Origin of the sequence: uncultured Jatrophihabitans sp., from assembly GCF_964252635.1 — a bacterium.
Taxonomy (GTDB): domain Bacteria; phylum Actinomycetota; class Actinomycetes; order Mycobacteriales; family Jatrophihabitantaceae; genus Jatrophihabitans.
Map to the genome: position 1 here is coordinate 139,729 of NZ_CAXUNP010000004.1, position 6,457 is coordinate 146,185.

The 6,457-nt window shown below is 71.6% G+C and carries 7 protein-coding genes; 5 read left to right on the plus strand and 2 right to left on the minus strand.

All coding sequences use genetic code 11. The features are described from left to right. Positions 1-23 precede the first annotated feature (23 nt). Positions 24-989 (minus strand): Ku protein, encoded by a 966-nt coding sequence (locus tag ACFFCA_RS03310; RefSeq protein WP_375481782.1) that lies wholly within the window; start codon positions 987-989, stop codon positions 24-26. Positions 990-1,075: 86 nt separating this feature from the next. Here ACFFCA_RS03310 and ligD (ACFFCA_RS03315) point away from each other — a divergent pair, with 86 nt between their 5' ends. From ligD (ACFFCA_RS03315) to ACFFCA_RS03330, 4 genes are all read left to right on the plus strand, one after another. Then, positions 1,076-1,996 (plus strand): non-homologous end-joining DNA ligase, encoded by a 921-nt coding sequence (gene ligD / locus ACFFCA_RS03315; RefSeq protein WP_375481799.1) that lies wholly within the window; start codon positions 1,076-1,078, stop codon positions 1,994-1,996. Beyond that, positions 1,989-2,921: a non-homologous end-joining DNA ligase gene (gene ligD, locus ACFFCA_RS03320; RefSeq protein ID WP_375481784.1), complete on the plus strand. Its 933-nt coding sequence runs from the start codon at positions 1,989-1,991 to the stop codon at positions 2,919-2,921. The genes ligD (ACFFCA_RS03315) and ligD (ACFFCA_RS03320) overlap by 8 nt, the downstream gene beginning before the upstream one ends. Positions 2,922-3,006: 85 nt before the next feature. Beyond that, a complete protein-coding gene (locus ACFFCA_RS03325) occupies positions 3,007-3,597 on the plus strand; it encodes a TetR/AcrR family transcriptional regulator (RefSeq protein ID WP_375481801.1) in 591 nt (196 codons plus the stop codon). 96 nt (positions 3,598-3,693) lie between these two features. Next, a complete protein-coding gene (locus ACFFCA_RS03330) occupies positions 3,694-3,921 on the plus strand; it encodes a DUF3107 domain-containing protein (protein ID WP_375481786.1) in 228 nt (75 codons plus the stop codon). Positions 3,922-3,949: 28 nt separating this feature from the next. Here ACFFCA_RS03330 and ACFFCA_RS03335 read toward each other — a convergent pair whose 3' ends face one another. Beyond that, a complete protein-coding gene (locus ACFFCA_RS03335) occupies positions 3,950-4,624 on the minus strand; it encodes a ferritin-like fold-containing protein (RefSeq protein WP_375481788.1) in 675 nt (224 codons plus the stop codon). 178 nt (positions 4,625-4,802) lie between these two features. On the opposite strand from ACFFCA_RS03335, the gene ACFFCA_RS03340 reads away from it, so the two are divergent. Further along, a partial coding sequence (locus ACFFCA_RS03340) for a DEAD/DEAH box helicase (RefSeq protein WP_375481789.1) occupies positions 4,803-6,457 on the plus strand: 1,655 nt, incomplete at its 3' end.

Genomic DNA, 6,457 nt, shown 5'->3' on the forward strand with positions numbered 1-6,457 from the left:
CGTCACGTCGCTCGGTCAGGGGGTCAGGCGGTCTTGCGGGCCGCCTTCTTCGCGGTGGCGGACTTCTTGGCACCGGCCTTCTTCGCCGGCGCCTTCTTGGCGGACTTGGCAGGTGCCTTCCCGGCCGACTTCGACGTCGCCTTCTTCGCGGCCTTCTTCGCCGGCGCCGCCGTGGATCCGTCCTTCGAGCCCGAGGACGATCCGGTCTCGCCGCGGCCCTTCTTGGCGGCGTCGACCGAGGCCCGCAACGCGGACATGAGGTCGACCACGTTGCCGGCGGTGGGCTGCTCCTCCTCCGTCTCGACGATCTCTCGGCCCTCGACCTTGGCCTCGATCACGGACTCGAGCGCCTCGCGGTAGTCGTCGGTGTACTGCTCGGGCTCGAAGTCGCCCGCCATGCTCTCGACGAGCGAGCGGGCCATCTGCTGCTCCTGGGGCCGCAGCTCGACGTCCTCGTCGAGGAACGCGAAGTCGGCCTCACGTACCTCGTCGGGCCAGATCATCGTCTCGAGCAGGATGACGCCGTCGCGCACCCGCAGCGTCGCCAGCTGCTCGCGGTTGCGGATGGCCACCTTGACGACCCCGACCGTGTCGCTGTCCACGAGCGCGTCGCGCAGCAGCACGTAGGGCTTGACCGCGTTCTTCTCCGGCTCGAGGAAGTAGCTCTTGTTGTAATAGATCGGGTCGATCTGCTCGGCGGGCACGAACTGCACCACGTCGACCACCCGCGCGCTGGGCAGCGGCAGGTCCTTGAAGTCGTCGTCGGTGAGCACCACCGTCTCGCCCGAGCCGAGCTGGTAGCCCTTGGCGATGTCGGCGTACTGCACCTCCTCGCCGTCGGTCTCGGCCACCCGCTTGTACCGGATCCGGGAGCCGTCGCTACGGCGGACCTGGTTGAAGCTGACGCTCTTCTCCTCGGTCGCCGCGAACAGCTTGACACCGATGCTGACCAGCCCGAAGGACACGCTGCCCTTCCAGATCGAGCGCATGCTGACTCCTTCGTCGTCGGTGCCCGCCGCCGCATGTCTGCCCACAATGTCGGCCGCGGAATCCATAGTGTGGACGCGTGGACCCCATGCTCGCCACTGCCGCGGCCGCGCTGCCGCACGGTGAGGGCTGGGCCTTCGAATTCAAGTGGGACGGCGTCCGGGCCCTGATCGACGTTCGCGACGACACCACGCCCCGGCTCACCAGCCGCCGCGGCAACGACGTCTCGGCCGGTTACCCCGAGCTCGTGGCCCAGGCGAGCGGTGTGGGCGACGCGCTGTTGGACGGGGAGATCGTGGCTTTCGTCGACGGCCGACCGTCGTTCGGGCGGCTGCAGACCCGGATGCACCTGCGCGCGGGCCAGGACGTCGCCCGGGCCGCTCACGAGGCCCCGGTGACATATGTGGTGTTCGACGTCCTGCGCCGCTTCGGCGTGGACCTCACCGCGCGTCCCTACCGTGAGCGGCGCGCCACGCTGGAGCGCTTCGCCGCCGAGCACGAGGGCTGGACGCTCAGCCCGTCGTTCGACGACGGCCCGGCCACCGAGCAGGTCGCGCACGAGCACGGGCTCGAGGGCGTCGTCGCCAAGCGCGTCGACTCGATCTATCAACCGGGTCGACGTACCGAGGACTGGCGCAAGCTGCGTTTCGTCCGCGCCGGCGACTTCGCCGTGATTGGCTGGGAGGCCTCGCCGGAGCACCCGAACACGTTGAGCTCGCTGCTGCTCGCGGTCGTCGACGGCGATCAGCTGCGCTTCGCCGGCAAGGTCGGCAGTGGTCTCTCGGGCCGGGCGGCCGCCACGGTGCAGAAGCGGCTGACCGCGCGGGCGTCCTCGGCGGTGCCGGGCGTGCCGCGCTCGATCGGCGGCCGGCACATGCACTGGGTCGAGCCCGAGCAGGTGGTCGAGGTCGAGTTCGCGTCGTGGACCGACGACCGGCGGCTGCGGCACCCGGTCTTCCGCGGGCTGCGGGAGGACAAACGGGTCGAGGAGGCAAGGGGTGATGGCTGAGTCCGCGAAGGTGACGGTCGACGTCGAAGGACGGCACCTCACGCTGTCCAACCTGCACAAGGTGCTCTACCCCGACGCCGGGTTCGCGAAGGGCGAGGTGATCGACTACTACACGCGGATCGCGCCGGTGCTGCTGCCACACCTCGACGCCCGACCGCTCACCGTCAAGCGCTACCCCAACGGCGTGGACGGGCAGTTCTTCTTCGAGAAGAACGCCTCACGCGGCACGCCCGACTGGGTGCGGACCGTGACCCTGCCCGTCCCCGGCTCCACCAAGAACCGCGAGACCATCGACTTCATCGTCGTGGAAGCGCTGCCCGACCTGGTCTGGCTGGCCAACCTGGCCGCGCTCGAGCTGCACGTGCCGCAGTGGCAGATCCCCCGACGGGCGCGCAAGCCACGCACCGACCTCATCGTGTTCGACCTCGATCCGGGGCCACCGGCCACCATCGTCGAGTGCAGCGAGGTGGCACTGCTGCTGCGTGACCTCCTCGTCGCCGACGGGTTCGCACCGCTGGCCAAGACGTCCGGGTCGAAGGGGATGCAGCTCAGCGCGCCGATCCGCTGCGACGACCAGGAGCTGCCGTCGCGGTACGCCCACCGCCTCGCCGAACGGCTCGAGCAGCAGCGGCCGGACCTCGTCGTGTCCCGCATGGCGAAGAACCTGCGGCCCGGCAAGGTGCTCGTCGACTGGAGCCAGAACAACCCGGCCAAGACCACGGTCGCGCCGTACTCGCTGCGGGCCCGCCCCCAGCCCACCGTGTCGACACCCCTGCGGTGGGACGAGGTCGAGTCCGGCGAGACGCTGTCGTTCACCGCGGCCGACGTCCTGGACCGGGTCGAACAGCACGGCGATCTCTACGCCGGCGTCCTCGACGACAGCGCGCGCGGTCGGCTGACCAAGGCGATGACTACCGCCGAGTAGGCTCCGGACGGTCAGCGGAAGCGTTCATCGGAGGGTCAGCAGCGTGGCGAGTGCGGTGGGTGCCGAACTGGGTCGGGGCGGTCGCATGCCCCGCTCGGCGCGCCGCAAGCAACTGCTGTCCGCCGCGCAGGAGGTCTTCGTCGCGCAGGGCTACCACGCCGCCGCGATGGACGACATCGCCGAGCGCGCAGGTGTGTCCAAGCCGGTGCTCTACCAGCACTTCCCGGGCAAGCTCGAGCTGTACCTGGCCCTGCTGGACACGCAGGCGTCGGCGCTCTCGGAAGGGGTGCGCGCCGCGCTCGAGGGCACGACCGACAACGAGCAGCGCATCCACCGCGTCCTGTCGGCCTACTTCGGCTTCGTCGACCGCGACGACCACGACGGCGCCTTCCGGCTCATCTTCGAGAGCGACCTGGTCAACGATCCCGAGGTGCGCAAGCGCGTCGAGTCCGTCACCGCCCGCACCATGGAGGCGGTCGCCGACACCGTGGCCGCCGACACGGGCCTGAGCCGCGCCGAGGCCGAGCTGCTCGCGACGGCGCTCACCGGCTCGGCGCAGGTCGTGGCGCGCTGGTGGCTCGCCAGCGACCGCCCGGTCACCCAGGACGAGGCCATCACGCTGCTCGAGTCGCTGCTGTGGCGCGGCATCTCCAACTTCCCCCGCCGCGACGGCTGAGCGCTGTTCGCTGTCGGCGCAGCGGGCGCCGCGGCAACGGGCGCCGCGCTCCACTAGCGTGGTCCGTACGCACCAACAACGAGCTGGAGGTTCGGCGTGGAGGTCAAGATCGGCGTGCTGCACACGTCCCGTGAGGTCGTCGTGGACAGCCCGCAGAGCACCGACGAGGTGCAGGCTCTCGTCGACGCCGCGCTGAAGAGCATCGACGGGCAGCTCGTCCTGAACGACGACAAGGGCCGCAAGGTCATCGTGCCGGCCAACCTCGTCGCCTACGTCGACATCGCCCCGAGCGACACCCGCCGGGTCGGGTTCGTCGCCGGCTGAGCGAGCCGCGACAGCTGAGCCAGTCGGCTCAGCTGTCCAGACCGAGCTCGACCATGCGCTCGGCGTGCCGGTCGGTGATGCGGGTGATGAGGGCGGGCACGCCCGTTAGCCCGCCGGTGCCCTCGACGAGCAGCAGCATGAGCGACTCCCGGTCGGCCAGCACGTGCTGGGTCTGGCTGATGGCCTCCCCCACCAGCCGCCGCGCCCACAGCGCCAGCCGGCCGGCGACCGCCGGCGACTCGGCCACGGCGGCCTGCACCTCGCGGACCGCGAACTCCGCTCGACCCGCCTCGGTCAGCACCTCGCGGATGAGCGCGCCGGTGGAGTTGTCCACCAGGGTCGCGACCTCGCGGAAGAAGTCGCCAGCCATGCCGTCGCCGACGTAGGCCTTGACGACGGCCTCGAGCCAGGTGGAGGGCGTGGTCAGCGAGTGGTAGGCCTCGAGCGCCGCCACGAAGGGGGCCATGGCCTGCTCCGGCGCGACCCCGTAGCCGGCGATCCGGTCGGCGAGGAGCCGGTAGTGGCCGAACTCGACGGCGGCCATGGCCGACATCTCGGCCCGCCCCGCCAGGCCGGGCGCCAGCCGGGCGTCGTCGGCCAGCCGGTCGAAGGCGCTGAGCTCGCCGTAGGCCAGGACCCCGAGCAGGTCGACGACGGCCTCCGACCCCTCCGCAGCGGCGTCGGGCGCGGTCGTCGGGGGCACCAGCGCAGGTTAGCGCCCGGGCGCGGGGACCGGCCCGATAGGATAGCGGTGCTGGAACTCTCCAGCGCACCACGAATCTGCGCGTTGACCGCAGGCGCCGCCCGTTCCCCGGGTCGCAGCCGCCGGGCCACCACCCTCTCCGGTCGACGCACCGACACGACCGACACCTGAGGATGACGTGACCGAAGAACCCGTACTGTCCCCTGCCGAACTGTCCGCTGCGGAGCTCGACCACCGCACCGACCTCACCGAGGCCGAGATCGCACCGGTCGACGCCGAGCCACTGGCCGCCAAGGCCCCGGTCAGCACCGAGAGCCCGCTGTTCAGCAGCTTCGACATCAACCCGGAGATCGTGCAGGCCCTGGCCGACGTCGGCATCGAGCGGACGTTCGCCATCCAGGAGCTCACCCTGCCGATCGCCCTGGGCGGCAACGACCTCATCGGCCAGGCCCGCACCGGCTCGGGCAAGACCCTTGGCTTCGGGGTGCCGCTGCTCAACCGGATCACCCTGCCCGGCGGCCCGGGCGCCCGCCCGCAGGCCCTCGTCGTCGCCCCCACCCGCGAGCTCGCGGTGCAGGTGTCGGCCGACCTCGCCGAGGCCGGCAAGCGCATCGGCGCCCGCGTCCTCACCATCTACGGCGGCCGGGCCTACGAGCCGCAGATCGAGGCGCTGAAGAGCGGCGTCGACGTCGTCGTCGGCACCCCGGGCCGGCTGCTGGACCTGGCGCAGCAGGGCCACCTGTCGCTGGCCGACGCCCGCATCCTGGTGCTCGACGAGGCCGACGAGATGCTGGATCTCGGCTTCCTGCCCGACATCGAGAAGCTGCTGACGATGGTGCCCGCCGCCCGTCAGACCATGCTGTTCTCGGCCACCATGCCGGGGCCGATCGTCGCCCTGGCCCGGCAGTTCCTCATCCAGCCCATCCAGATCCGGGCCGATGCCGAGACGAGCATCCCGAGCACGTCGCACGTCGACCAGTTCGTGTACCGCGCCCACGCCATGGACAAGGCCGAGATGCTCGCGCGGGTGCTGCAGGCGCGCAACCGGTCACTGGTGCTGATCTTCACGCGTACCAAGCGGACCGCGCAGAAGGTGGCCGACGACCTCGAGGACCGCGGCTTCGCGGCCGCGGCCATCCATGGCGACCTGGGTCAGGGCGCCCGTGAGCAGGCCCTGCGCGCGTTCCGGTCCGGCAAGGTCGACGTCCTGGTCGCCACCGACGTCGCGGCCCGCGGGCTCGACGTCGACGGCATCTCCCACGTCGTCAACTACCAGGCGCCAGAGGACGCGATGACCTACGTGCACCGCATCGGCCGCACCGCCCGCGCCGGCAAGCAGGGCACCTCGGTCACCTTCGTCGACTGGGACGACATCCCGCGCTGGAAGCTCATCTGCGACACCCTCGAGCTCCCCTTCCACGAGCCGACCGAGACGTACTCGACCTCGCCGCACCTCTACACCGAGCTCGACATCCCCGAGGGCGTCACCGGCACCCTGCCGCGCGCGGCCCGCACCCGCGCCGGGTTGGACGCCGAGACCCTCGAGGACCTCGGCGGCCGCTCCCCGAGCCGGGGCCGCGACGACCGCCCGGGCGGCGCCCGCAGCGGCCGCGACCGTGGCAGCCGTGACGGTCGTGGCGACCGCGACGGTCGTGCGCGCGGCGACCGCGACCGCTCGGCCGGCCCCGAGACCGAGCGTCCCGCCCGTCCGGCGCGCAACCGGACCCGCACCCGCACGCGTGGCGGCCAGGCCGTCGGCGCGGACAGCGCGCAAGCCACGGCCACCACGTCGTCCGCAGCCTCCACGTCGTCCGCGTCGTCGACTGCGACGCC